The sequence below is a fragment of the Micromonospora sp. LOL_014 genome (assembly GCF_048060245.1).
GTDB lineage: Bacteria > Actinomycetota > Actinomycetes > Mycobacteriales > Micromonosporaceae > Micromonospora_E.
The window spans coordinates 327,290-351,959 of record NZ_JBHMIP010000001.1 but is presented as its reverse complement, the minus strand read 5'-3'; the positions used below and the strand labels follow the sequence as shown (position 1 = coordinate 351,959).

Below are 24,670 nucleotides of genomic sequence, written 5' to 3'. Positions count from 1 at the left end.
TTCGTACTCGCGTGAGGAGCGCCTAGTGACTGAGCTGTCCGCAAACCCGATGCCCGACGCCCAGCAACTCGCCGCCACCCAACCCGCAAACGCCCAGCAACCCGGCGCCACCCAGGCCGGCAGCGCGCAGGCCGGCACCGATGCTGCTGGCAGCGGTCAGGATCAGGACGGACCGGACGCGGCGCTGCGGTCCGACATCCGCCGGCTCGGCACCCTGCTCGGCCAAACGCTGGCCCGGCAGGAGGGCCAGCCGCTGCTCGACCTGGTCGAGGAGATCCGTACCCAGGTGCGTAGTGACGCCGAGGCCGCCGCGGCCCGGCTCGCCGCGATGGACGTCACCACGGGTACGAAGCTGGCCCGCGCCTTCTCCACCTACTTCCACCTGGCGAACATCACCGAGCAGGTGCACCGGGCCCGGGACCTGCGCCGCCGCCGGGCCACCGAGGGTGGCTGGCTGGACAAGGCCGCGACGTTGATCTCCGCACGCGGAGTGTCGGCCGACGAGATCGCCGCCGCCGCGCGCCGGCTCGCGGTCCGCCCGGTGTTCACCGCCCACCCGACCGAGGCGGCCCGCCGGTCGATCCTGTCGAAGCTGCGGGCGGTCGCCGACGAGCTCGACGTGGAGATGTCCGAGGCGGTGCTGTACGGGGCCAGCGAGCACGCCTCGGCGAGCAGCCGCCGGCTGGCGGAGCTGCTGGACCTGCTCTGGCAGACCGACGAGTTGCGGCTGGACCGCCCGGACCCGACCGACGAGGCCCGTAACGCCGTCTACTACCTGCGTGACCTGTACGCCGACGCCGCCCCGCAGGTACTCGACGACCTCGCCGACACGCTGCGCAAATTGGGCGTTGAAACTTCACCGACGTCACGGCCGTTGACCTTCGGCAGCTGGATCGGCGGCGACCGGGACGGTAACCCGTACGTCACCCCGGCGGTGACCCGCGACGTGCTGATGATCCAGCACGAGCACGGCATCCAGGCCACCGACGAGGCGATGGACGCTTTGATCAACGAGGTGTCGGTGTCCCGGCGGCTGCGCGGGGTATCGCTGGACCTGTCGGCCAGCCTGGCCAAGGACCTGGACGCGTTGCCGGAGGTGGCGCCCCGGTTCCGGCGCACCAACGCGGAGGAGCCGTACCGGCTGAAGGCCCGGTGTGTGAAGGCGAAGCTGGCGAACACCCGGCTGCGGCTCAACCGGGGCACCGCGCACGTGCCCGGCCGCGACTACCGCGGCTCCGACGAGCTTTTGTCCGATCTGGAGCTGATGCGCGCGTCGCTGGCTCGCAACTCGGGTCAGCTGACCGCGGTCGGCAAACTGGCGTCGGCGATCCGCACGGTGTCGGCGTTCGGTCTGCACCTGGCGACACTGGACGTGCGCGAGCACGCCGAGGCGCACCACGCGGTGTTGGCCCAGATGTACGCCCGGGTCGGCGAAGTCACCGACTACAACTCGTTGTCGCGGGCCGAGCGGTCAAAGCTGCTGGCCGACGAGCTGACCGGCCGGCGTCCGCTGTCCAGCATGGATGTTCCGTTGACCGAGTCGGCGCGCAAGACGTTCAACGTCTTCGGCACGATCCGCGAGGCGCAGCAGCGGTTCGGCCCGGAGGTCGTCGAGTCGTACATCATCTCGATGACGTTGGGCGGTGACGACGTGCTGGCCGCCGCGGTACTGGCCCGCGAGGCCGGCCTGGTCGACGTGCACAACGGGCTGGCCCGGGTCGGTTTCGTGCCGCTGCTGGAGACCCCGGCCGAGCTGGATTCCGGTGGCGACCTGCTCGACGAGCTGCTGTCGCTGCCGGCGTACCGGGCGATCGTTGCCGCGCGTGGCGAGGTGCAGGAGGTGATGCTGGGCTACTCCGACTCCAACAAGGAGGCCGGCATCACCACCAGCCAGTGGAAGATTCACCGGGCGCAGCGGGCGCTGCGGGACGTCGCGGCCCGGCACGGCGTACGCCTGCGGTTGTTCCACGGCCGAGGCGGCACCGTCGGCCGGGGCGGTGGGCCGACCCACGAGGCGATTCTGGCCCAGCCGTACGGCACCCTGGACGGTTCGATCAAGGTGACCGAGCAGGGCGAGGTGATCTCCGACAAGTACACGATCCCCGCCCTGGCCCGGGAAAACCTGGAGCTGACCGTGGCGGCGGTGCTGCAGGCGACGCTGCTGCACACCGAGCCGCGCCAGCCGCTGGAGCTGCTGGAGAACTGGGACGCGGCGATGGACGTGGTCTCCGACTCGGCGTACGCCTGCTACCGCTCGCTGGTCGAGGACCCGGACCTGCCGGCGTACTTCTGGGCGGCGACCCCGACCGAGTTGCTGGGCGCGCTCAACATCGGCTCCCGGCCGGCGAAGCGGCCGAACACCGGCGCCGGGCTTGGTGGGCTGCGGGCGATTCCATGGGTGTTCGGCTGGACCCAGTCGCGGCAGATCGTGCCCGGCTGGTTCGGGGTCGGCTCCGGGCTGGCCGCCGCCCGTGAGGCCGGCCTGTCCGACGTGCTCGGCGAGATGTTCGAGCAGTGGCACTTCTTCCGCACGTTCCTGTCGAACGTCGAGATGATGCTGACCAAGACCGATCTGGGCATCGCGCGGCGCTACGTGGAGACGCTGGTGCCGGGTCCGCTGCAGCCGATCTTCGACAAGATCACCGAGGAGTACGAGCGGACGGTACGCGAGGTGCTGGCAATCACCGGGTCGTCGAGCTTGCTGCAGAACAACAACGTGCTGCAGCGCACCCTCGCGGTCCGGGACACCTACCTGGAGCCGCTGCACCACCTGCAGGTGGCGTTGCTGCGGCAGTACCGCGACTCGGGGGCGGCGACGCGGACGGTGGCGACCGCACCGGGTGCCCGGCGGGCGCCGAGCGACAACACCGCGTTGGAGCGGGCCCTGCTGACCACGGTCAACGGCATCGCCGCCGGCATGCGCAACACGGGCTGACGTGGCCGGGCCGGCCAACCAGCGGGGAGACTGGTCGGCCGGCACGGGCACCCCCCGATGCGAACCGCTCGGTACGGTCGGTTCAGCTGGTCTCGCCGGCCACGCTGAACGAGCGGAGCCGATCGATGGCGAGCAGGGTGAACAGCACCGCGATCACCGCGGTCATGATCACCGATACGGTGACCGACACCTGGCCGTCGAACAGTGTGGTGGCCGCCAGCCGGTCGGCGAAGGTGACCACGTACTGCTGGACGGAGAGCACCTGGGTGCCGGAGACGATGTTGCCCAGCAGCCCTTCCCAGATCAGCACGTAAACCAGGCCGAGCAGCACCGGACGGCGGGTGACCAGGCTCAGCGCCACGAACAGCGCCGAGTAGGCCAGCGCTCCGGCGGCGCTCGCGGCGGCCAGGGCGAGGCCGAGGCGCACCGATTCGGCGAGCACCCCGGCGACGTACAGCGGCACCGCGACGGTCAGCGTGGTGACACCGAACGCGACGACGAGCTTCGGCAGCACGATCTGCCAGCGCGGCAGTGGCTTGCTGAGTACGTGCACGATGGTGCCGTCGTCGATCTCCGAACCGAGCACCCCGGTGCCGACGATCAGCGCCACCACCGGCAGCACCACGGCCAGGCCGAGCGCGATCAGGACCGGCTGGGCCCAGTTGCCCGGCGCGACACCGAACCACCGGCACAGGACGGCGAGGGCGATCACCAGCACCGGCAGCGGCAGCAGGAGCAGGAACCGGCGGCGGCCGAACAGCCCGCGCGCGGTGATCCACATGACGGTCGAGTTCACGGCTCTCAGGCCTCCACGAGGTAGGAGAAGACGCTCTCCAGGGATTCGTCCGACGGCAGCAGGCGGTGCACCCGGATCCCTTCGGTGAGCGCGATCCGGGGCAGGGCGCGGGTGAAGCTGCCGTAGTCACCGGCCCGTACGGTGATCCCACCGCCCTTGGTCAGGTCGACGCCGGTGACCGAGTCGTGGCGCAGCAGTGCCACCGCCAGGGCCCGGTCGTCGCTGGACTGTACGGCGAACACGTGCGGCCGGTTGGTCATCAGCCGCCGGATGCTGCGGAAGTCGCCGGAGGCGGCCAGCCGGCCGGCGACCATCACCTGGACGGTGCCGGAGACCTGCTCGACCTCCTCCAGGATGTGCGAGCTGAACAGGATGGTCCGGCCGGCGTCGCCGAGCGAGTGCAGCAGCGTCATCATGTGCATCCGCTGGCGCGGGTCCATGCCGTTGAACGGCTCGTCGAGCAGCAGCACCGTCGGATCGTGCACCAGGGCGGCGGCGACCCGGGTGCGCTGGCGCATCCCCTTGGAATAGGTGCCGATCCGCCGGTCCTGCGCCGGGGTCATCTCGACCAGCTCGATCGCCCGCCGGGCGGCGGCCGCCGGGTCGGGCAACCCGTGCAGCCGGGCGCTGGCCAGCACGAACTCGTAGGCGGTGAGGAAGCCGTGCACGGCCTCCCGTTCGCTGACCAGCCCGAGGTTGCGGTAGACGCCCGGGTTGCGCCAGGTCGGTTCACCGTCGACGGTGACGGCACCCCGCGACGGCGGCAGGAAACCGGCCATCATGTGCAGCAGCGTGGTCTTACCGGCGCCGTTCGGGCCGAGCAGGCCGGTGACTCCGGCGTTGAGGGCCATACTGACGTCGTTGACCGCGACGACGTTGCCGTACCAGCGGGACACCCCGGCGAGCTCGATCGCGGCGGGGCGGCCGGCGGTGCCGGTGCCGGCGGCGGAGGTAACCGGGGCCGCGGCGGCCGGGGTGGAGCTCGGGGTCGAGGTCGAGGTGGTCATCGACGGGCCGCCTTCCGGTAGCGGGCGATCAGGGCGGCGATGCAGCCGGCGATCAGGACGACAGTGACCAGCCCGTACAGCGGGCCGAAACCGCCGGTGTCCAGACCCGTGCCGGCTTCGGTTACCAGCGCGTCCCGGAACAGCCAGATCCCGGTGCCCTGCACCAGGCTGGACGGGGCGACCAGACCGGCGAGCTGATTGGCGGTGACCGACGGCAGCACCGAGAGCACCCCGCCGATCGGGGTGGTCATCAGGAAGACTGCGACGATCCCACCGGCGGCGAATGCCCGCTTGCCGGTGACTGAGGCGACCGCCAGCCCGATGGCGCTGAACACACCGGCCCACAGCACGGCGTACGCCAGGCCTGGAGCGAGGTCGGTGACCTCGTCCCACACCCCGGACCAGCCGGCGTCGGTGGTGAACGCGCCGCCGAGGAACATCACCAGCTGTGGCGCGCCGAGCAGCACGAACACGGCGGTGGCCAGGGCGGCGAACTTGGCCAGCGGGTAGTCGACGAGCCGCAGCGGCCGGGAGAAGTACAGCGGCAGCACACCGCTGCCGAGGTCGCGGGAGACCAGTTCGGGGGCGACCACCGCGACGAAGAAGATCACCAGCCAGCTCATCGTGTCGGCGAACTGCGCGTAGCTGAGCAGCACCTGGCCGATCTGGGCGCGGACGGCCACCAGGCCGGCGGCGGCGGCGACCACCACGCCGACGATGAACCAGGGGAAGATCTTGGCCTTGGCGCTGCGGCCGAGCCCGAACGCGGTGCGCAGGCTGTGCGCGTAGAGCGCGCCGACGACGTGCCGGCGACCGAGCCGGACCCCCGTGTAGCGCTGGTAGCCGATGTCGTGGATGACGCCGCCCGGCGCGCCGTTCGAGGTGGTGCCCGCGACGGCCGGGCCGGCCGGCGTCGGCCCGGCGCCCCGGGCGGCGGTGAGCTGGTCAGACGTTGACACGGGAGTCCTCCGTGGTGGCGAAGAGTTCGGCGACCCGGTGCCGGCGCTGGTCGAGCCGGTGCAGCGGCAGGTCGAGTTCGACGACTGCGGCGAGGATCCGGTCGTACACGTCGGAGCCGGTCTCGGCGGGCACCAGCAGCAGCTGACCTTCCCGGCTGACCGGCAGGTCGGCCGCGGCCAGCCGGGCAGCCAGCGCCTCGGTGCCCTCGCTGACCTCGATCGCCAGCACGTCACTGGCGGTGGTCATGTCGGAAAGCTGAGCGGAACGCAGCAGCCGGCCGCCGTCGATGGCGATCAGCGAGTCGCAGATCCGTTCCACCTCGCCGAGCAGGTGCGAGCAGACCAGCACCGAGATGCCGAACTCGGCGCCGATCCGGTGCACCAGGGCCAGCATGGCGTCCCGGCCGGCCGGGTCCAGGCCGTTGGTCGGCTCGTCCAGCAGCAGCAGGTCGGGGTCGTGCACCAGCGCCTGGGCCAGCTTGACCCGCTGCTTCATGCCGGTGGAGTAGCCGCCGATCTGCCGGTAGCGCTCCTCATAGAGCCCGACGTGGCGCAGCGCCTCGGAGGCCCGTTCCCGGGCCGCCGCGCGCGGCAGACCGCTGATCCGCCCCAGGTGGGTGACGAATTCGGCGGCGCTGAGGTCCGGCGGCAGGCAGTCGTTCTCCGGCATGTAGCCGACCCGGGCGCGGACCGCGTCGGCGTCGGTGGTGGGGTTCAGTCCGAGTACCCGGACCTGTCCGCTGGTCGGGGCGAGCAGGCCGAGCAGGATCTTGATCAGGGTCGACTTGCCGGCGCCGTTGGCCCCGACGAGGCCGACGATGCCGGGCTGGACCTCGACGGTCAGGTCGGCCAGGGCCGTCACCCGCCCGCCGTACGTCTTGGTCAGCGCATCGGTTGCGATGAGAGTCACCCGGTCAGCGTATGGACTGCCGGCACGTCGTGGGATGGGGTTTCCCCCTGGAGGTTCCCTGAGGAGCTACCCATGCCCTGCCATTAGGGGTGACACCGCCGGACCCGGAAGCAAGCGTTGCTCTGGTTCGGCCCCGGACGAGACGTCGACATCGGGTGACGATGGTCGACATCCCGCGATGGTGGCAGAACTCGCCGTGCCAGTCTCGACCGACGACCGGCCGGCTGCGAAACTGTGAGTTCGATCCATTGGGGGTGTGATGACCGACGGCTGGGTGCTGCCTGACGACGTGCTGCGGGACGCGCCGGCGTACACGCCGCGGCCGTTCGAGTTGGCCGACCTTGAGCTGATCCTGTCCGAGGCGTACGCCCCGCTGACCGGCTTCCACACCCGCGCCGATCTTGCCTCGTTGCGTAGTCGCGGCCGGCTGGCCGACGGCACCGCCTGGCCGGTGCCGGTCACCCTGGAGGTGCCGGCCGACCTGGTCGCCGGGCTCGACCTGACGAATCCGCTGCTGCGGGTGCTGGTGCTCACCGACCCGGAGGGTGCTCCGGTGGCCGCGCTGGACATCGTCGACGCCTGGCCGAGCCGGGACGGCTTCTCGGCGGTCGGCGGCCGGGTGCGCCGGCTCGGCGACGGCACCGGCGGACCGTTCCAGCGGCTGCGTCGCAGCCCGGCGGAGGTACGTGCGCTGCTGCCCCCGGGCCGGGTGCTCGGGGTGATCGCCGACCGCCCGTTGCACCGCCCGCAGCTGGCCCAGATCGCGCACGCCGCCCGTACCCTCGCCGCGCATCTGCTGATCCTGATCCCGGTCGCCGACGGCGGGGTCAGCGGGCTGCCGCCGGAGGTGCTGGTCCGCAGTGTCTTCGCGGCCCGGGACCGGATGCCGCCAGCGACGCTGGTAGCGGTGCCGTTGACCCGGCACGGTGACGAGATCCGGGACGCGCTGCTGCGCGCCCGGGTGGCGGCCGCGTACGGCGTCACCCACCTGCTATCCACCGGCGAGATGCTCTCCGGCGGCGGCCCGAGGGTGCTGGTGCCCCGGGAGTTGGCCTACGACAACCGGGACGGTCAGTGGCGCTGGCGCGACGACATCCCGCCGCGCAACCGGCGGCTGGCGCTCGATCAGGAGGAGATCGACGACCTGCTGGACCGGGGTTTTCCGTTGCCGGAGTGGCACACCCCGCCGGCGGTGGCGCGGGAGCTGGCCCGGGCCCGGCCGCCGCGCCGGCATCGTGGCCTGGTGGTGTTCTTCACCGGGCTGTCCGGTTCCGGCAAGTCGACCATCGCCCGGGGGGTGGCGGACGCGCTGCGGGAGAGCGGCGACCGGACCGTCACGCTGCTCGACGGGGACGTGGTACGCCGCGAACTCTCCGCCGGGTTGACGTTCTCCAAGGCGGACCGGGACCGTAACGTCCGTCGGATTGGCTGGGTCGCGTCCGAGGTCGGTCGGCACCACGGGGTGGCGATCTGCTGCCCGATCGCACCGTACGCCCAGGCCCGGGCGGTGGCCCGGCAGATGGCGAACGACGCCGGGGCCGGGTTCCTGCTGGTCTGGGTGGCGACCCCGTTGGAGGTCTGCGAGGCCCGCGACCGTAAGGGGCTGTACGCCAAGGCGCGGGCCGGTCAGCTGACCGGGATGACCGGGATTGACGATCCGTACGAGGAGCCGACTGATGCCGACCTGGTGCTGAACACCAGTGAGATAAGCATCGAGCAGGGCGTGCAGACGGTGCTGCAACACCTCACCGAAACGGGTTGGGTGGAGCCGCGACTGAAGCCGGCCTGACCCACAAAATCCTCCTTTGTCGCCTTTTCTGCAGATGACGGCAAGTCGGGCGAGAAGCCACTCTTGTCCGGGTAGCAGCAGCGTTATCCGGTAAACAGCGATTCGCGCTGGCCCGACAGCACAGCCGTCCAGGCAGGACAGGAGAGGGCGACATGCCGTTACGCAGTCGGATCCCGGAGCCGCTACGCCGGATCGTGCCCACCCGGTCCTGGTCGTACGGGCGGTGGACGGCCCCGAGGCGGGTGCTGCCGTCGTTCCTGATCTGCGGCGGGCACCGGTGCGGGACCGCCGGGTTGCACCGGATGCTGGCCGCTCATCCGCTGGTGCTGCGGGCGGCCCGGCGTGACGGAGTAAGTTTCTTCGACACCTCGTACGAGCGCGGCATCGACTGGTACCGGGGGCACTTTCCCCGCCAGCGCACCGCCCGCCGGTTGCAGCGACGCCACGGCGGCACCGCCAGCGCATTCGAGACCAGCACCTACTACCTCTACCACCCGTACGCCGCGCTGCGGATCGCCCGGGATCTACCAGACGTGCGGCTGCTGGTGCTGGTCCGCGATCCGGTGGACCGGGCGTGGTCGCACTTCCGGGTGGAACGGCTTGCCGGGCACGAGCCGGAGCCATCGTTCGCCCGGGCGCTGGCGCTGGAGTCCGCCCGGCTACGCGGGCAGGAGGAACGCCTCGGGGTGGAGGCCGGGTACCGCAGCTTCGCCCACCAGCACCACGCGTACCGGCAGCGCGGCGAGTACGCCACCTACCTGGATCGGTTGGCCTCTCAGGTTGGCCGGGAGCGGATCTGCCTGGTGGAGGCCGAACGGCTGTGGACCACGCCGGCCAAGGTGTACGGCGAGGTACTGGACTTCCTCGGCCTGCCGAGGCTCAACGAGGAGCCGTGGCTACCGCCGCCGACGCAACCGCCGGCCCTGGTCGACGGAGCACCGGGCGCACCGTTCGACGGACTGCCGGTCGAGCCGCCCGGTGCGCGTACCCGTCGGGAGCTGGCCGACCACTACGCCCCGCACGACGCGCGTCTCGCCGCCTGGCTCGGCCGTCCGCCGGTCTGGCGCAGCGCGGTGGCGGAGGCGTTCCGCTGACCCGACCCTGCGCAGGCACCTACCTGGCCGGGCGCACTTCCGTTCGGCCGTACCTGCGCGATAGTGTTCGCATCTGTTGGATTGAGTGCGAGCAGGTGGGAGCAGGACGTGGTGCTGATGCTCGCGCCGCAGCGCCAGGCAGCGATCCTGGACCGGGTCCGGGCCGCAGGCGGGGTACGGGTCACCGACCTGGCCGTCGAGTTCGGCGTCTCGGACATGACAATCCGCCGGGACCTGGACGTCCTCGCCGACCGGGGGCTGCTGGCCAAGGTGCACGGCGGGGCCACCCCGGTCGATCCCGGGGCCACCGACGAGCCCGGGTTCGTGGCGAAGTCCGCCCGGCAGCAGGCCGAAAAGGCGGCGATCGCCGCACGCGCCGCCGAGCTGGTCGTCGCCGGCGGGGCGGTGGCGTTGTCGGCCGGCACCACCACGGTGGAGCTCGCCCGCCGGCTGGTCGACGTCCCCGGGCTGACGGTGGTGACCAACTCGATCCCGGTGGCCGACGTGCTCTACCGGGACGGTCGGGGTGACCAGACGGTGATCCTCACCGGTGGGGTGCGTACCCCGTCGGACGCGCTGGTCGGGCCGGTGGCCGTGACCGCCCTCCGCGACCTGCACGTGGACCTGCTCTTCCTCGGTGTGCACGGGATGAGCGAACGGGCCGGCTACACCACCCCGAACCTGATGGAGTCCGACACCAACCGCGCCCTGATCACGGCGGCGGCCCGCCTGGTGGTGCTGGCCGACCACACCAAATGGGACGTCGTGGGCATCTCCTCGATGGCAGAGCTGGCCACGGCCCAGGTCGTGGTCAGCGACCCCGGACTACCCGCACCGGCCCGCGACGTCCTGGCCGGACACGGCGTCGAGCTGTCGATCGCCGTCCCACACCGATAGGAACTCAGCGTCGTGAAACGCCATGCGGTACGGCTCGCCGACGGGCGGGAACTCATCTACTTCGACGAGCGGGACGACGCCGTCCGGGAAGGCCCGGACCGGCGGGAGCTGCCGCCCCCGCCACCCGCCTCGGAGCTTCGCCACGATCCGTTGACCGACGAGTGGGTGGCGATCGCCGCGCACCGGCAGACCCGGACCTTCCTGCCGCCGACCGACCAGTGCCCGCTCTGCCCGTCGCGACCCGGCCGGTCCAGCGAGATTCCGGCGTACGACTACGACGTGGTGGTCTTCGAGAACCGGTTTCCGGCGCTGAGCGACCGGGTGGGTGACGGGACCGCCGGCTACCCCGGTGGTACGCCGTTCACCCCGCCCCGGCCCGGTCTCGGGCGCTGCGAGGTGGTCTGCTTCACCGCCGAGCACGGCACCTCGTTCGCCTCGCTGACCCCGGCCCGGGTCCGCACCGTCGTTGACGCGCTGGCCGACCGGACCGCCGAGTTGTCCGCGCTGGACGCGGTGGAGCAGGTGTTCTGTTTCGAGAACCGGGGCGTGGAGATCGGGGTCACCCTGCACCACCCGCACGGGCAGATCTACGCGTACCCGTTCGTGCCGCCGCGTACCCGGTCGATGCTGGCCGCCGCCCGACGGCACGCCGAGGCGACCGGCGGGCGGAGCCTGTACGCGGACGTGCTGGCCGCCGAGCGGGCGGCCGGGGTGCGGGTGGTGGCGGCGAACGACCGGTGGACGGCGTACGTGCCGGCCGCAGCGCGCTGGCCGTTCGAGGTGCACCTGGCACCGCACCGCCGGGTGCCGGACATCGCCGCGTTGGACGACGCCGAACGGGACGCTTTCGGGCCGCTCTACCTGGACGTGCTGCGCCGCTTCGACCGGCTCTTCGACAGCCGGCAGGGCACACCGTACATCGCGGCGTGGCATCAGGCCCCGGTACGTCACGAACGGGAGCTGGGTTACCTGCATCTGCAGGTGTTCACCATCCGGCGGGCGGCGGACAAGCTGAAGTACCTGGCCGGTTCGGAATCGGCGATGGGTGTGTTCATCAACGACGTCCGGCCCGAACAGGCGGCGGCACTGTTGCGCGACGCCTGACCAGACCGGACATGGTTGCGGGGGGCCCGGGACAGGACCCCCCGCAGGGAAGGGACGGCAGGCTGCTGGTTCACAGCCGAGGATCGACCGTTGGCGTCATGTTGCTCAGGGCGACCGCCACCGGAAGATCCCCTTGGACGCGACTGGCACCACGTCCACCCTGTTCAACGATCCGCCGGAGGAACCGGTGACGGTGCCGGCCGCGAGCTCAGGCGCTCAGCTACTCAGGCGCTCAGCCGCTTGGCCAGGTTGCTGTCGAGAGCCGCCATGAACTCGTCGGTGGTCAGCCACGGAGCGTTGCGGTCGATCAGCAGCGCCAGGTCCTTGGTCATCTGGCCCGCCTCGACGGTCTCGATGCAGACCTGCTCGAGCGTGTTGGCGAACTCGGTCACCGCCGGGGTGCCGTCCAGCTTGCCGCGGTGGGCCAGGCCCCGGGTCCAGGCGAAGATCGACGCGATCGGGTTGGTCGACGTCTTCTCGCCCTTCTGCCACTGCCGGTAGTGCCGGGTGACCGTGCCGTGCGCGGCCTCCGCCTCCACCGTACGACCGTCCGGGGTCATCAGCACCGACGTCATCAGCCCCAGCGAGCCGAAGCCCTGGGCGACGGTGTCCGACTGCACGTCACCGTCGTAGTTCTTGCAGGCCCAGACGAAGCCGCCCTCCCACTTGAGCGCGGCGGCGACCATGTCGTCGATCAGCCGGTGCTCGTAAGTGATCCCGGCGGCGGCGAACTCGGTGGCGAACTCGGCCTCGTACACCTCGGCGAAGATGTCCTTGAACCGACCGTCGTACGCCTTGAGGATGGTGTTCTTGGTCGACAGGTAGACCGGGTAACCGCGGTCCAGACCGTAGCGCAGCGAGGCGCGGGCGAAGTCACGGATCGACTCGTCGAAGTTGTACATCCCCATCGCGACGCCGCCGCCGGAGAAGTTGGCGACCTCCATCTCGACCGGGGCGCTGCCGTCGGCCGGGGTGTAGGTGATGGTCACTGTGCCCGGCCCGGGCACCACGAAGTCAGAGGCCTTGTACTGGTCGCCGTGCGCGTGCCGGCCGATGATGATCGGCTTGGTCCAGCCGGGCACCAGCCGGGGGACGTTCGACATGATGATCGGCTCGCGGAACACCACGCCGCCGAGGATGTTCCGGATGGTGCCGTTCGGGGAGCGCCACATCTTCTTCAGGCCGAACTCCTCGACCCGGGCCTCGTCCGGGGTGATGGTCGCGCACTTGACGCCGACGCCGTGCTGCTTGATGGCGTTCGCGGCGTCCACCGTCACCTGGTCGTCGGTCTCGTCGCGGTACTGGATCGACAGGTCGTAGTAGTGCAGGTCGACGTCGAGGTAGGGCAGGATCAACTGCTCCCGGATCTGCTTCCAGATGATCCTGGTCATCTCGTCGCCGTCGAGCTCGACGACCGGGTTGGTTACCTTGATCTTCGCCATCGACCGGCGCTCCTCTCGGAAACTCGTATTAGCAGTACGAGCGTACTGGATTGCCGAACCCGGTGCGCAGCGGGCGGGACGAACGAGGCGCGGCACACGTCGGGGCGGGCACCTGGATGCCCGCCCCGATCGTCACGCCCGTACGGCTCAGAGGTCGGCCACGTCCGCCTGCTTGGCCCGGACCGCCTCGGCAGCCTCCTTCAGCGCGGCCAGTTCCGTACCGGTCAGGTCGGTGGTCACCACCCGACGGACGCCCTCGGCCCCGAGCTCAGCCTCCACGCCCAGGTAGACGCCGTCGATTCCGTACTCCCCGGTGACCCAGGCGCACACTGGCATCACCGCGCCGGAGTCCTCGGCCACGGCCTTGGCCATCCGGGCCGCCGCCGCCGACGGCGCGTAGTACGCCGACCCGGTCTTGAGCAGGGCGACAACCTCGGCACCACCGTTGCGGGTCCGGACCACCAGTTCCTCGATTTTGTCCGCCGGCAGCAGCTCGGTCAGCGGCTTGCCGTTCACGGTGCACCGTGACGGCACCGGCACCATGGTGTCACCGTGCGAGCCGAGGGTCAGCGTGCGTACGGTCGCCACCGGTACCGCGAGCGTCTCGGCGACGAAGTGGGAGAACCGGGCGGTGTCCAGCATGCCGGCCTGCCCGAGCACCCGGTTGCGCGGGAACCCGGTGGCGATCTGCGCCAGCGCGGTCATCTCGTCGAGCGGGTTGGACACCACGATGACCACCGCGTCCGGGGCGTACCGGGCGATTTTCTCCGCGACGCCGCGGACGATCTTGGCGTTGACCTCCAGCAGGTCCATCCGGCTCATCCCCGGCTTGCGCGGCAGGCCGGCGGTGACGATGACGACGTCCGAGCCGGAGATCACCTCGTAGCCGGAGCCGTCCACCCCGGTGGTCGCACCGACGACCTTGGTCTCGAAGCCCTCGATCGGCCGCGACTGGTTGAGATCGAGGGCCAGTCCCTCGGGCTTGCCCTCGATGATGTCGGTCAGCACGACGGTGTCGAAGACGTCGTACTCGGCCAGGCGCTGCGCGGTCGTCGAGCCGTAGAAGCCGGCCCCGACGACGGTGACCTTCTTGCCCATTGTCGTCTCACTCCCTGCTACCGGGCGAATTTGTCGGGACCGTATCAGCCAGGTAACGGCGGAGCGGGTCAGGGGCGCGCCCGGAGACCCACCTCACGCCCGCCACGCCGACGTCGCCGCCCGCCACACCGGTCGACTGGCCGACCGGCTCACCGGTCGGCGAGGCCGCGTTCCGCCAGCTCGACGACGTTGGTCAACAGCATCGCCCGGGTCATCGGGCCGATCCCGCCGGGCACCGGTGCCAGCGCACCGGCCACCTCGGCCACGTCCGGTGCCACGTCACCGGTGTACTGGCCCTTGCCGTTCTCGCCGAGCACCCGGGTGATGCCGACGTCGATGACCGTCGCCCCCGGCGTGATCATCTCAGCGGTGACCAGACCGGGCACGCCAGCGGCGGCGATCACGATCTCCGCCCGCCGGGTGTGGTCGCCCAGATCGAGCGTGCCGGTGTGGCACAGCGTCACCGTGGCGTTCTCGCTGCGCCGGGTCAGCAGCAGCCCCAGCGGCCGGCCGACGGTGGTACCCCGACCGATCACCACCACCTCCGCACCCCGGAGCCGGATCTCGTTACGACGCAGCAGATCGACGATGCCCCGGGGAGTGCAGGCGACCGGCGCGTCGAAGCCGAGCACCAGCCGGCCCAGGTTGACCGGGTGCAGCCCGTCGGCGTCCTTGTTTGGGTCGACCCGCTCCAGCACCCGCTGCGTGTCGATCTGCTTCGGCATCGGCAGCTGGACTATGTAGCCGTGGCAGGCCGGGTCGGCGTTCAACTCGGCGACCACCGCCTCCACCTGCTCCTGGCTGGCGTCGACGGGCAGGTCCCGCCGGATCGAGGCGATCCCGACCTCGGCGCAGTCGCGGTGCTTGCCGTTGACGTACGCATGGGAGCCGGGATCCTCACCGACCAGCACGGTGCCGAGACCGGGCACCACCGACTGCTCCGCGAGCGCCTTGACCCGGGCACGAAGGTTGTCCTTGATGGCGGAAGCCGCCGCCTTGCCGTCCAGAATTGTCGCCGTCACGTCACCGATCGTCTCACGTCGCCCGATCCACCCCGGTCGGCACCTCGCGCGGACCAGCCGGTCAGGGCCGCACGTCGGCGCCGTACGCCGCCGCGACCTGCACCGCCTGGGCCAGGTCGATCCGCGCCCCGGTCAGGTCGAGGCCGCGCAGCTCGACCCCGGCCAGATCCGCCCCACGCAGATCCGTGCCGCGCAGCTTCGCGCTGGTCAACCGGGCATAGCCAAGGTCCGCCCCGGAAAGATCCACCCGGCTCAGGTCCGCCTCGGTCAGGTCGGCCTCCCGTAGCCGCAGCCCGGACAGCTTCGTCCCGGTCAGGTCCTGGCCGCGCAGTAGCACGAACCCCCAGTCCCCGCCGTCAACGTGCAGCGGGCGCAGCGTGCAGTCGAGGAACTGGGTGCCGGTCAGCTTGCAGTCGGCAAAGGTCGCGTCGAAGAACGACGACCGTCGAATCACGCAGTGCAGCAGCGCGCAGTGGGTCAGCCGGGCCGCGTTGACCCGCACGTTCGCCAGTACGCAGTTGGTGAAGACGCAGCCGGTCAGCACCGCCTCGGTCAGGTCGACGTCGACGAGCTCACAGCGGTCGAAGTGCACCCGGTCGAACTCGTCGAGCGCCCAGTCGGCCCCGACGATCCGCTCCTCGACGCGCTGCTGCAGCGACACGACGACGGCCAGCCGGTCAGTGGAAGAAGTGCCGGGTGCCGGTCAGGTACATGGCGACCCCGGCGGCGTTCGCCGCCGCGGTCGCCTCGTCGTCCCGGATCGAACCACCGGGCTGCACCACCGCGCGTACCCCGGCGTCGATCAGCACCTGCAGGCCGTCCGGGAACGGGAAGAACGCGTCGGAGGCGGCCACCGCACCGGCGGCCCGGCCGGCACCGGCCCGGCGTACCGCCAACTCGGCAGCGTCGACCCGGTTGACCTGGCCCATCCCGACCCCGACGGTCGCACCGTCGCGGGCCAGCAGGATCGCGTTGCTCTTCACCGCGCGTACCGCCCGCCAGGCAAAGCCCAGGTCGGCCAGCAGGTCCGCGTCGGCCGGCTCACCGGTGGCCAGCCGCCAGCTCGCCGGATCGTCGCCGGCGGCGTCGATCCGGTCGGCGGTCTGCGCCAGCCGGCCGCCGGTGACCTGCCGCCACTCAACCGCCGCCGGCTGCCACGCCGGGGCGAGCAGCAGCCGCAGGTTCTTCTTCCGGGCCAGCACCTCGACCGCGGCCGGGTCGAACCCGGGGGCCACCACCACCTCGGTGAAGATCTCCGCGACCTGGTTGGCCAGCTCGACGGTGACCGGCCGGTTGACCGCGATCACCCCGCCGTACGCGGAGACCGGGTCGCAGGCGTGCGCCTTGCGGTGTGCCTCGGCGACGTCGACACCGACCGCGATGCCGCACGGGTTGGCGTGCTTGATGATCGCCACGGCCGGGGCGGTGAAGTCGTTCGCCGCCCGCCAGGCGGCATCGGCGTCAACGTAGTTGTTGTACGACATCTCCTTGCCGTGCAACTGCTCGGCCCGGGCCAGCCCGGCCGGTACCGCCGGGTCCAGGTAGAGGGCCGCCCGCTGGTGCGGGTTCTCGCCGTAGCGCAGCACAGCGGCCCGGCGCAGCGCGGTACCGGCGAACTCCGGCCAGTCCACCGGCTGGTCGGTGTCCGCGCCGACCAGGGTCCGGGCGCACCAGTCGGCGACCGCGACGTCGTACTCGGCGATGTCGGCGAACGCGCGGGCGGCGAGGGCGCGCCGCTGCCGCAGGGTGAAGCCACCCTCGGCGAGGGCCTGCTCGATCAGCGGGTACGCCGACACCGAGGTGACCACCGCGACGCTGGCGTGGTTCTTCGCCGCCGCCCGCACCATCGCCGGGCCACCGATGTCGATCTGCTCCACACAGCCGTCCGGGTCGGCGCCGGAGGCCACGGTCTGCTGAAACGGGTACAGGTTGGACACCAGCAGGTCGAACGGAGCGACGCCGAGCTCGGCCAGCTGCGTGGTGTGGTCGGCAGAGCGCAGGTCGGCCAGCAGCCCGGCGTGCACGTGCGGGTGCAGCGTCTTGACCCGGCCGTCAAGGCACTCCGGGAAGCCGGTCACGTCCTCCACCCGGACCACGGGCACGCCGGCGGCGGCGATGGTGGTCGCGGTCGACCCGGTGGAGACGATCTCCACCCCGGCGGCGTGCAGCATGGTGGCCAGCTCGACCAGGCCGGTCTTGTCGTAGACGCTGATCAACGCCCGGTGCAGCGGGCGGCGGCCGTCGATGCTCGGGTTCATCGGATGGTGACCTTTCGATGCGAGATGGTCCAGCCGTGCCGGACCAACCGGCCGACGTACTCGACGAGCTGCGCCCGTTCCGCTTCCTTGATCCGCTCGGTCAGACTGGCCTCGTCGTCGTCCGGCTCGACCGGGACCGCGACCTGCGCGACGATCGGTCCGGTGTCGACGCCGGCATCGACAAAGAAGAGCGTGGCACCGGCCAGCTTGACCCCGTAGGCGAGGGCGTCACGCGGTCCGTTCATGCCGGGGAACGCGGGCAGCAGCGAGTTGTGGGTGTTGACGTAGCGGTCCCCGAAGGCAGCCAGGAACCGGGCGCCGACCAGCTTCAGGAAGCCGGCGGAGACGATCAGATCCGGCTGGTACGCGGCGACCTCGGCGGTCAGCGTGGCGTCCCAGTCCGCCCGGCTGGCGTGGTCGGCGACCCGGGCCACGAAGGTGGGCACCCCGGCGGCCTCGGCCCGGTCCAGCCCGGCGATCCCGTCCCGGTCCGCGCCGACAGCGACGACGACCGCGCCGTACGCGGGGTCCTCGGTGGCGTCGAGCAGCGCCTGCAGATTGGTGCCGGAACCGGAGACGAGCACCACGAGTCTGGCCGGAGACGAGGTCACCCGAGCACCCTACCCGGCCGCCGACGAGGCCCCGTCCAGGTCCCGCCCAGGTCGCGCCCAACGGAACGGGCGGGCGCGACGGGCGGCAGGATTTGCGCTGACCAGATACGCTGCCCGACGCTCGGGCAAGAACACGATCTCCGACCGCCCTGAGCGTCGTCGCCATGAAGGAGCTCTCTGTGCAGCCCGGCTACCCAGGCCAAGATCCGTATGGCCAGCAGCCCCAGCAGCCCCAGGACCCGACCTCGTCGCCACCCTCCGACCCGTACGGTCAGCCCGGCTACAGCCAGCCGCCGTCCTCGGGGCAGCCCTACTCGGACCCGTACGGCCAGCAACCACCGGGGCAGCCGTACCCGCAGCAGCCGCCGGGGCAGCCCTACGGTGACCCGTACGCGCAGCAGCCGGTGCCGGGCCAGCCGTACCCCGCCGGCGGCTACGGCATGCCGGGCCAGCAGAAGGACAACAACCTGGGCCTGATCGGCATGATCGTCGGCATCGCCTCGCTGGTGCTGGCCGTGTGCTGCCCGCTGCTCGGCATCCCGGTCGGCATCGCCGGCGCGGTGCTCGGCTTCCTCGGCAAGAACAAGGTCGACCAGGGGCTGGCGGACAACCGCAGCCAGGCGATGGCCGGGCTGATCTGCGGCGCGATCGGGGTGGTGCTCGGCATCGCGAACTCGATCCTCGGCGTTCTGCTGGATGTCGGCAGCGGGTTCAACAGCATCTGAGCCAGGCTTTGTGACGCGACCCGGTCAGGGCGTCCCGGATCGTCCGGGGCGCCCTGTGCCGTTGCCCAGATGTCCCTGCCCGGCACCGGACCGGGCGGCGGCAGCGGACCGAGCAGCGGCGGACCGCCGCTGGCGGGGCGCGGACCGGTCCGCCGGAGGTGCCGCCACCGCCCGCGCCGCCGCCGCGCCGACCACCGCCCCGACCGCGAGTACCGCGCTCGACACCACCGCCACCTGCCAGGCGACCGGCCCGACGTCGGCGAGCCGCCCGGCACCGAGCGGACCGCCGGACGCGGCCGCCGCACCGCCCAGGAACAGTCCGGCCACCGGCCCGCTGAGCAGGGCAGCGCCGATCAGCACCGGCCAGCCGGGCAGCCCGGCACCACCCCGGTCGGACCCCGCCGACCAGCGGCGGGCCAGCACCCACCCGGTGGTCATCCCGGCCAGCACCGGCAGGGCGAGCAGCGCCGCGCTGAGCCCGCCGGCCGGGCCGTTGGGCAGCCCGGCGAACAACGGGATCGCTGGCAGGCTGCCGAGGGTGACTTCGGTGGTCCGTACCGCCGTGTCGGATCCGAGCGCGAAGCCCGGCCCAAGTAGGTAGGCGGTCGCCCAGATGGTGGCGTTCGGTGCGTAGGCGGTGCTGAGCAGCGTGATCCCGGCCTGCCCGGCCACCCCGGCCCGGTACACCCCGATGGTGTCGGCGGCGTCCCCACCGCTGATCGCCACGGACAACCCGGCCACGGCGGCGCCGGCGCCGAGCACCAGCAGCGCGGCGACCAGCCCGGCCCGCGCCGCGTGCCGCAGCAGGTCGGGGCAGCGCGCCGTCAGTCGGCGCAGCGTTCCGGTGGTCTGGCCGGCCCCGAGCAACGCGCCGACCACGCCGAACGCCGCCAGCGTGGCCCCGGCCCGCAGCGGTTCGACCGCCGTGGTAGCGCTGCTCGCGACGTGCGCGGCGGCGGCACCGAGCGCGCCGTACGCGGTCGCGACGGCAAACGCGACGACGATCGCCCGGCCGGCGGATCCGCGCTGCCGGGCACCGACCGCCCGGGTGGTGTGCACGCCGGCCCGGTAGATCCGCCAGGCGGCGAGCGCGCTGAGCAGCAGCGGCGGCAGCCCGAGCGGGCCGGTCGAGGTGTCCAGCGGTACGCCGTGTCCGAGCAGCCAGGCGGCCAGACCGATCCGGGCCGCGCCGAGGATCGACGAGTCGCCTTCGGCGAGCCGGATCAGCCACATCACCACCGCGACCGGCAGGTAGGACACGACCGCGGCCCACAGGGTGGTCACCGAGGCCGCGACGGCCAGCGGGGCCCGGCCACGGCGGGCAGCACCGGGGACGCGGCCCGGGCCTGAGCGCCGAACGGCGTCGACCGACGCGGTACCGTCCGGCGGTCGTGGCGGGTCCGGGGGGTGGGCTGCCATCGTGCCTACTTTGGCACGTGGGCGCACTGATCCGGCGGCAATATCGCCGTGGCCTGGCCGGTCACCTACCGAACCTGCCGACATTCCGGTCATTTGGCCTTACGCTCGGTGCTGGACCGCGCCGTCGACGACGGCGGTTGTCGAGTTGACGGGGGACCCTGCCGATGACCCAGTACCCACCGGCCGCGGCGTCGGCCGGCAGCGACCGCAGCACCCTGTGGGGCGTGCTCGGTATCGTGATCGGCCTGCTCTGCTGCGGCATCCTCGGCATCGTCTTCGGCGCACTGTCGATCCGCGACGCCAACCGCTTCCGCAAGTCCCCGGTGCTGGGCTGGGTGGCGATCGTGCTGAGCGTGCTCAACATCATCGGTGGGGCCAGTCTCTGGGCGACCGGGAACTACCCGATCGGCTGACCAGACGACGACGGCCGCCGACCGGTCTCCCGGTCGACGGCCCTGTGTCGGCTGTGATCGCTCAGTGTCGGCTGTGGCCGGTCAGCCGCCGGTGATCACCTGACGCATCAGCCGAGCGGTCTCGCTCGGCGTACGGCCGACCTTGACTCCGGCCGCCTCCAGCGCGACCTTCTTGGCGTCGGCGGTGCCCGCAGAGCCGGAGATGATCGCACCGGCGTGGCCCATCGTCTTGCCGGGCGGGGCGGTGAATCCGGCGATGTAGCCGACCACCGGTTTGGTCACGTTCGCCTTGATGAACTCAGCGGCCCGCTCCTCGGCGTCGCCGCCGATCTCGCCGATCATCACGATCGTGTCGGTCTCCGGGTCGTCCTGGAAGGCGGCCAGCGCGTCGATGTGGGTGGTGCCGATGACCGGGTCGCCGCCGATACCGACGCAGGTGGAGAAGCCGATGTCACGCAGCTCGTACATCAGCTGGTAGGTCAGCGTGCCGCTCTTGCTGACCAGGCCGATCCGGCCGGCCGGGGTGATGTCCGCCGGAATGATGCCGGCGTTCGAGGCCCCTGGGGAGGCGATGCCCGGACAGTTCGGACCGATGATCCGGGTCTTGCCGCCCTTGGCCGTGTTGTGTGCCCAGAAGGCGGTCGAGTCGTGCACCGGGATGCCTTCGGTGATCACCACGGCTAGCGGGATCTCGGCGTCGATCGCCTCGATCACCGCCGCTTTGCAGTACGCCGGCGGGACGAAGATGACCGTGACGTCGGCCCCGGTCTCCTTCATCGCCTCACCGACGTTGGCGAACACCGGCAGCCGGGTGTCGCCGAACTCGACCTGCTGTCCGGCCTTGCGCGGGTTGACCCCGCCGACGACGGTGGTGCCGGCGGCGAGCATCCGCCGGGTGTGCTTCGAGCCCTCGGAGCCGGTCATCCCCTGCACGATGACCTTGGAGTCCTTGGTCAGCCAGATCGCCATCTCGATCACTGTCCTTCCGGGCGGCCGGACGCCGCTGCGGCGAGCTGTGCGGCCCGCTCGGCCGCTCCGTCCATGGTGTCGACCCGCTCGACGAGGGGGTTGGCGGCCGAGTCGAGGATCGCCCGGCCCGCCTCGGCGTTGTTGCCGTCCAGCCGGACGACGAGCGGCTTGGTCACCGTCTCTCCGCGCTGTTCGAGCAGGGCCAGCGCCTGGACGACGCCGTTGGCCACCTCGTCGCAGGCGGTGATCCCGCCGAAGACGTTGACGAACACGGTCCGCACGTCCGGGTCGGAGAGCACGATCTCCAGCCCGTTGGCCATCACCGCAGCGCTGGCGCCACCGCCGATGTCGAGGAAATTGGCGGGTTTGACGCCGCCGTGCGCCTCGCCGGCGTACGCCACCACGTCGAGGGTGGACATGACCAGGCCGGCCCCGTTGCCGATGATGCCGACCGAGCCGTCGAGCTTGACGTAGTTGAGGTCCTTCTCCTTGGCCCGCTGCTCCAGCGGGTCGACCGCGGACTGGTCGACCATCGCCTCGTGGTCGGGGTGCCGGAAACCGGCGTTCTCATCCAGGGTGACCTTGGCGTCGAGGCAGAGCACCCGACCCTCGGGGGTCCGGGCCAGCGGGTTCACCTCGACCAGGGTGGCGTCCTCGGCGATGAACGCCTGCCAGAGGCGGACCGCGATCTCGGTGATCTGGTCGGTGAGCTCGGCCGGAAAGCCGGCGGCGGTGACGATCTCGGCGGCCTTGGCCTCGTCCACCCCGACGTTGGCGTCGATCGCGATCTTCGCCACCCGGTCCGGTGTCTCGGCGGCGACCTGCTCGATGTCCATCCCGCCCGCGACACTGGCGATGCAGAGGAAGGTACGGTTGGCCCGGTCCAGCAGGTACGACAGGTAGTACTCGTCGGCGATGTCGGCGGTCACCGTCAGCATCACCTTGCCGACGGTGTGCCCCTTGATGTCCATACCGAGGATGTTGGTGGCGTGGCTGACCGCCTCGTCGGCGTCCTCGGCCAGCTTCACGCCGCCGGCCTTGCCTCGACCACCGACCTTGACCTGGGCCTTGACCACGACACGGCCGCCGAGGCGCTCGGCGATCGCGCGGGCCTCTTCCGGGGTGGTGGCGACGCCGCCGGCGAGCACGGGCAACCCGTGTCGCTCGAACAGCTCGCGCCCCTGGTACTCGTACAGGTCCACGTTTGCGCGTCCCGTTCCGTCTCCGCGGCGCGCCGTCGCGCCGCCGCCAGCGTGCAGAATCAAATGATTTCCCGGTCACGAGCGGTGACCGGCCATTGGCGCAGCCTAACCACCCGGCCCTGGGACGCCAGTAGGCGGGCGGGCGGTGTGCGCAACTGCACACATCCGGCGTGCCGCCCACCCAGCCGTACGGCGACCCGGTCGCGACCACCGGCACGCCCCGAAAATAAGGTGTGCCGGCGACGTAACCCCCGGTGACAGGTGTCGTTGAGTGAGGTGTCGGAAACGCAGCGCGGGGCCGACGGAAGCGGCCGATGCCCTGTCGGTCGAGGGGTGGCGGCGGGGCATCGTGCATGGAGAGGCCGGACGTGTGAGGGGTGCGTCCGGCCTCTCACCCTCTTCACTGGGCGGGGACGTTGCCGCGGACCCAGTCGACGATGTCGGCGGTGCTCGCCCCGGGGGTGAAGATCCTGGCCACGCCGAGCGCACTGAGTGCCGCGATGTCCTCGTCGGGGACGATGCCTCCACCGAAGACCACGATGTCCTCCGCATCCCGCTCGCGCAGCAGGTCGAGCACTCCGCGGAACAGCGTCAGGTGCGCGCCGGACAGCACGGAGAGCCCGATGGCGTCGGCATCCTCCTGGATGGCGGTCTCGACGATCTGCTCCGGTGTCTGATGCAGACCGGTGTAGATGACTTCGATGCCGGCGTCCCGCAACGCCCTGGCCACCACTTTGACGCCTCGGTCGTGGCCGTCGAGACCAGGCTTCGCCACCACCACCCGGATCCGAGTCTCCATCGCTGCGCGCCTCCTGCCGACCGGTCGATCCTTAACGAAGGTTAACCAACCTCGGCACATCGCCGGCAGCCCGGCCGACCCTGAGCCACAACCCCGAATCCACCCTGACTGAACGCACGATAAGCATTGCTCAATGTAACCAGCAGTTACCAACGAACGGCCTGATAAAAGGTTACGAAATCGGGCAATACACTACGGACGGTCGCAGGACGTCAACAATTTTTCGCGAGTCGGGTTGTGGCGACCCTAGGGGTTGGCTACCGTGTCCACGGTTGTCCTCTGGCTCCGGCCAGAACCAACCCGGCCAACGAGCGTTAATCCCAGGTTCCGCAGTGAGGTCCCCGGATGCTCGCACCGCCGCCGAACTACCCGCCAATGGAGGGTGTGCGTGCGCCAGCGCCTGTCGTCAGAGCCCGATCGATATCGGGGTCGTCGCCGCGTACCGACTCCACCCCGTAGCCGCTACGCGGCGGTCATGACCACCGCCGTCGTCGGCGCGGGTGTCGTCGCCCTCGGGGCGAGCGCGATGCCCGACGCCAAGACGCTCAGCCCGTCGGCCCTGGCCGACCTGGAGAACAGCGTCGCGCTGAGCGACCAGGCCCTGGAGATCGACGACCAGGCCCTCGACCTGGACAGCCAGATCAGCGAGCGGGCCGAGGATGCCGAGCGCGCCTCCCGGGATGCCGACCGGACCCCGGCCACCTCGATGACCCAGGCCGCTCCGGACGTGTGGATGCTGCCACTGCGCGGCTACACCTTCACCTCCCCGTACGGCATGCGCTGGGGAAAGCTGCACGCTGGCGTCGACCTGGCCGCCGCCGAGGGCACCCCGTTCCACTCGATCCACGCCGGCACGGTCACCCTCGCCGGCTGGAACGGCGGCTACGGCTACTGCGTGATCGTCAAGCACGACGACGGGACCGAGGCCGTCTACGGCCATGCGTCCCGGCTGCGGGTCACCGCCGGTCAGCGGGTGGAAGCCGGTGATCTGCTCGGCGACGTCGGCAACACCGGCCACTCCTACGGTGCCCACCTGCACCTCGAGGTGCACGTGGACTCGGAGCCGCAGGACCCGATCACCTGGCTGCGGGGCAAGGGAGTGGACCTCAAGCTGCAGGTCGAGGCGATCTACGGTGGCGTCGTCGAGCCCTGACACTCCAGGTGACTGGACGAAAACCGCTCAGACTGTACGGTCTGAGCGGTTTTTTGTGCAGTCGGTCA

22 protein-coding genes are annotated in these 24,670 nt (G+C 71.2%); 8 read left to right on the top strand and 14 right to left on the bottom strand.

The genetic code is table 11. From position 1 onward, the window contains the following. Positions 1–25: 25 nt before the first annotated feature. Positions 26–2,935, top strand: coding sequence for a phosphoenolpyruvate carboxylase (ppc, locus tag ACFHW1_RS01665; RefSeq protein WP_416551377.1), 2,910 nt, complete (start codon positions 26–28; stop codon positions 2,933–2,935). Between the two features lie 82 nt (positions 2,936–3,017). Here the strand turns inward: ppc and ACFHW1_RS01660 are convergent, their stop codons facing one another. From ACFHW1_RS01660 to ACFHW1_RS01645, 4 genes are all read right to left on the bottom strand, one after another. Next, on the bottom strand, positions 3,018–3,716 hold the full coding sequence (locus tag ACFHW1_RS01660) for an ABC transporter permease subunit (protein WP_416551420.1): 699 nt from the start codon (positions 3,714–3,716) through the stop codon (positions 3,018–3,020). 20 nt (positions 3,717–3,736) lie between these two features. Continuing rightward, positions 3,737–4,738: an ABC transporter ATP-binding protein gene (locus ACFHW1_RS01655; protein ID WP_416551376.1), complete on the bottom strand. Its 1,002-nt coding sequence runs from the start codon at positions 4,736–4,738 to the stop codon at positions 3,737–3,739. Beyond that, entirely contained in the window at positions 4,735–5,595 is an 861-nt protein-coding gene (locus ACFHW1_RS01650; RefSeq protein WP_416551419.1) for an ABC transporter permease, read from the bottom strand. Before ACFHW1_RS01650 ends, ACFHW1_RS01655 begins: the two co-directional genes overlap by 4 nt. Before the next feature lie 88 nt (positions 5,596–5,683). Continuing rightward, positions 5,684–6,607, bottom strand: coding sequence for an ABC transporter ATP-binding protein (locus ACFHW1_RS01645; RefSeq protein ID WP_416551375.1), 924 nt, complete (start codon positions 6,605–6,607; stop codon positions 5,684–5,686). 259 nt (positions 6,608–6,866) lie between these two features. On the opposite strand from ACFHW1_RS01645, the gene cysC reads away from it, so the two are divergent. The 4 genes from cysC to galT all read left to right on the top strand — a co-directional run bounded on the left by cysC (position 6,867) and on the right by galT (position 11,491). Then, positions 6,867–8,396 (top strand): adenylyl-sulfate kinase, encoded by a 1,530-nt coding sequence (gene cysC / locus ACFHW1_RS01640; protein ID WP_416567436.1) that lies wholly within the window; start codon positions 6,867–6,869, stop codon positions 8,394–8,396. A 152-nt stretch (positions 8,397–8,548) separates the two neighbouring features. Next, positions 8,549–9,490 (top strand): sulfotransferase domain-containing protein, encoded by a 942-nt coding sequence (locus tag ACFHW1_RS01635; RefSeq protein ID WP_416551373.1) that lies wholly within the window; start codon positions 8,549–8,551, stop codon positions 9,488–9,490. Between the two features lie 117 nt (positions 9,491–9,607). Continuing rightward, entirely contained in the window at positions 9,608–10,387 is a 780-nt protein-coding gene (locus tag ACFHW1_RS01630; protein ID WP_416551418.1) for a DeoR/GlpR family DNA-binding transcription regulator, read from the top strand. Positions 10,388–10,399: 12 nt separating this feature from the next. Next, complete coding sequence (gene galT, locus ACFHW1_RS01625; protein ID WP_416551372.1) at positions 10,400–11,491, top strand: galactose-1-phosphate uridylyltransferase; 1,092 nt, start codon at positions 10,400–10,402, stop codon at positions 11,489–11,491. Positions 11,492–11,715: 224 nt separating this feature from the next. On the opposite strand, the gene ACFHW1_RS01620 is transcribed toward galT, so the two are convergent. The 6 genes from ACFHW1_RS01620 to purN form a co-directional block, all read right to left on the bottom strand. Next, the gene (locus ACFHW1_RS01620; RefSeq protein ID WP_416551371.1) at positions 11,716–12,933 is read right to left on the bottom strand and encodes an NADP-dependent isocitrate dehydrogenase; all 1,218 of its coding nucleotides are present in this window, start codon (positions 12,931–12,933) and stop codon (positions 11,716–11,718) included. A gap of 147 nt (positions 12,934–13,080) precedes the next feature. Next, positions 13,081–14,031, bottom strand: coding sequence for a malate dehydrogenase (mdh, locus tag ACFHW1_RS01615; RefSeq protein WP_416551370.1), 951 nt, complete (start codon positions 14,029–14,031; stop codon positions 13,081–13,083). A 149-nt stretch (positions 14,032–14,180) separates the two neighbouring features. After that, positions 14,181–15,053 carry a bifunctional methylenetetrahydrofolate dehydrogenase/methenyltetrahydrofolate cyclohydrolase gene (locus tag ACFHW1_RS01610; RefSeq protein WP_416551369.1) on the bottom strand — a complete coding sequence of 291 codons (873 nt, stop codon included), beginning with the start codon at positions 15,051–15,053 and terminating at the stop codon, positions 14,181–14,183. Positions 15,054–15,114: 61 nt separating this feature from the next. Beyond that, the gene (locus ACFHW1_RS01605; RefSeq protein ID WP_416590377.1) at positions 15,115–15,714 is read right to left on the bottom strand and encodes a pentapeptide repeat-containing protein; all 600 of its coding nucleotides are present in this window, start codon (positions 15,712–15,714) and stop codon (positions 15,115–15,117) included. Between the two features lie 16 nt (positions 15,715–15,730). Then, on the bottom strand, positions 15,731–17,311 hold the full coding sequence (purH, locus tag ACFHW1_RS01600) for a bifunctional phosphoribosylaminoimidazolecarboxamide formyltransferase/IMP cyclohydrolase (RefSeq protein ID WP_416567435.1): 1,581 nt from the start codon (positions 17,309–17,311) through the stop codon (positions 15,731–15,733). Beyond that, positions 17,308–17,922, bottom strand: coding sequence for a phosphoribosylglycinamide formyltransferase (gene purN / locus ACFHW1_RS01595; RefSeq protein ID WP_416551366.1), 615 nt, complete (start codon positions 17,920–17,922; stop codon positions 17,308–17,310). The genes purH and purN overlap by 4 nt, the downstream gene beginning before the upstream one ends. Positions 17,923–18,086: 164 nt before the next feature. Between purN and ACFHW1_RS01590 the strand changes: the two genes are divergently transcribed. Further along, positions 18,087–18,647 carry a DUF4190 domain-containing protein gene (locus tag ACFHW1_RS01590; RefSeq protein WP_416614665.1) on the top strand — a complete coding sequence of 187 codons (561 nt, stop codon included), beginning with the start codon at positions 18,087–18,089 and terminating at the stop codon, positions 18,645–18,647. Positions 18,648–18,671: 24 nt separating this feature from the next. Here ACFHW1_RS01590 and ACFHW1_RS01585 read toward each other — a convergent pair whose 3' ends face one another. Then, positions 18,672–20,066 (bottom strand): DUF6350 family protein, encoded by a 1,395-nt coding sequence (locus tag ACFHW1_RS01585; protein WP_416567433.1) that lies wholly within the window; start codon positions 20,064–20,066, stop codon positions 18,672–18,674. Between the two features lie 164 nt (positions 20,067–20,230). Here ACFHW1_RS01585 and ACFHW1_RS01580 point away from each other — a divergent pair, with 164 nt between their 5' ends. Further along, entirely contained in the window at positions 20,231–20,479 is a 249-nt protein-coding gene (locus ACFHW1_RS01580) for a hypothetical protein (protein WP_416551363.1), read from the top strand. A gap of 81 nt (positions 20,480–20,560) precedes the next feature. Here ACFHW1_RS01580 and sucD read toward each other — a convergent pair whose 3' ends face one another. The 3 genes from sucD to ACFHW1_RS01565 all read right to left on the bottom strand — a co-directional run bounded on the left by sucD (position 20,561) and on the right by ACFHW1_RS01565 (position 23,449). Continuing rightward, positions 20,561–21,448 (bottom strand): succinate--CoA ligase subunit alpha, encoded by an 888-nt coding sequence (gene sucD, locus ACFHW1_RS01575; RefSeq protein WP_416551362.1) that lies wholly within the window; start codon positions 21,446–21,448, stop codon positions 20,561–20,563. 5 nt (positions 21,449–21,453) lie between these two features. Further along, positions 21,454–22,650, bottom strand: coding sequence for an ADP-forming succinate--CoA ligase subunit beta (gene sucC, locus ACFHW1_RS01570; protein ID WP_416551361.1), 1,197 nt, complete (start codon positions 22,648–22,650; stop codon positions 21,454–21,456). 400 nt (positions 22,651–23,050) lie between these two features. Beyond that, positions 23,051–23,449 carry a cobalamin B12-binding domain-containing protein gene (locus ACFHW1_RS01565; protein ID WP_416551360.1) on the bottom strand — a complete coding sequence of 133 codons (399 nt, stop codon included), beginning with the start codon at positions 23,447–23,449 and terminating at the stop codon, positions 23,051–23,053. Between the two features lie 388 nt (positions 23,450–23,837). On the opposite strand from ACFHW1_RS01565, the gene ACFHW1_RS01560 reads away from it, so the two are divergent. Next, positions 23,838–24,602 (top strand): M23 family metallopeptidase, encoded by a 765-nt coding sequence (locus tag ACFHW1_RS01560; RefSeq protein ID WP_278173823.1) that lies wholly within the window; start codon positions 23,838–23,840, stop codon positions 24,600–24,602. Positions 24,603–24,670 lie beyond the last annotated feature (68 nt).